This window comes from Intestinimonas sp. RTP31139st1_F5_RTP31139_211217, from assembly GCF_040226735.1.
Classification (GTDB): Bacteria; Bacillota; Clostridia; order Oscillospirales; family Oscillospiraceae; genus Intestinimonas; species Intestinimonas butyriciproducens.
In genome coordinates this window covers 1-1019 of sequence record NZ_JBCOAQ010000095.1, presented here as the reverse complement: position 1 = coordinate 1019, position 1019 = coordinate 1, and the positions used below count along the sequence as shown (strand labels likewise).

Here is a 1019-nt window from a genome sequence, read left to right as displayed (position 1 = left end):
GTCTGGGCATCGTAGGGCACGGCCCCGGCGCTCTCCCACAGGGCGGAGACGAAGCCGCCCCGGGTAACAGGACCCTCCTCCCCGCGGGCGGTGGGGCACAGCAGCAAAAGTAAGAGCAGCAGCGCGGCAAATTCCTGCATAAAAAGCATCCTCCCGGCATGGTCTACCGGGAGGATACCATAAAATGGAAGAAAAACCACGGGAAAACGGTCAGATGATCCCGCCCTCCCACCGGAGGGCCCCGCCGGGGCCGTAGGCCCGGCAGTCCAGGGCCTGATCCCGCACGAAGCCCTGGGCGGAGCAGAGGAAGAGGTCCTCCCGGAAGGTCCGGCACCAGAGGGAGACGGGCCCCCCTTCGGTCTGAAAGCGGAACTCCAGGGCCTCCACCGCCGGGGCGGCGCGGTAGCCGTAGAGCACGCCGTCGGAGATGTCGTCCCCAAAGTAGGCCTGGACGGGCCGGCTGTCGTCCATGCTCAGGGTGGCCCGGCTGCCGAAGGTCCAGAAGGGCCCTCGGCGGGAGATGGGGACAAAGGACCAGGAGTCCAGGTATCGGGCCAGAAACCAGCGCGTTCCGCCGTCCTCCGCCACATAGGCCACGGTGGAGGGGCCGTGGTTGGCGGCGGCCTCGGAGGCCCGGAAGGCCCCCTCCGGGGTGAAATAGCTGGAGGTAAAGGAGCGGAGGGCCCAGCTCAGGACCAGGATGAGGGCCAGGTTCCGCAGCAACTTGGCGCGCAGGCTCATGGAGTCACCTCCTCCAGCGGGATGGTGAGTTGGCAGGCGCGGCCGGGCTCATCGTAGAGGAGGGTCACGCTGTCCGTGGGCGGAAAGTCCTGGTAGGAGTCGATGCTGCGGCGGAAATAGCTCCCGGAGCGCTGTCCGCCGCCCCGGTAGATCCGCCCGGACTCGTCCCGGACCTGGAAGCCGTAAAAGCCGAAGCTGTTGAGGATGGGGGGGACATTGAACTCCAGCAGGCACACGGAGAGGGTCCCATCCCGGGTCTGCATCACATCGGTGACCAG

Annotated in this window: 2 protein-coding genes; both read right to left on the bottom strand. The window is 67.2% G+C overall.

The features are described 5' to 3' along the window. Positions 1-210: 210 nt before the first annotated feature. The gene (locus ABUA09_RS18305) at positions 211-741 is read right to left on the bottom strand and encodes a hypothetical protein (RefSeq protein ID WP_349949635.1); all 531 of its coding nucleotides are present in this window, start codon (positions 739-741) and stop codon (positions 211-213) included. Next, positions 738-1019: hypothetical protein (locus ABUA09_RS18300; RefSeq protein ID WP_349949634.1), on the bottom strand; the 282-nt coding region annotated here is incomplete at its 5' end. The genes ABUA09_RS18300 and ABUA09_RS18305, both read right to left, overlap by 4 nt.

Bases quoted from the DNA above. Each gene is read 5' to 3' on its own strand.
- ABUA09_RS18305 (WP_349949635.1), bottom strand. From the start codon at position 741: ATGAGCCTGCGCGCCAAGTTGCTGCGGAACCTGGCCCTCATCCTGGTC.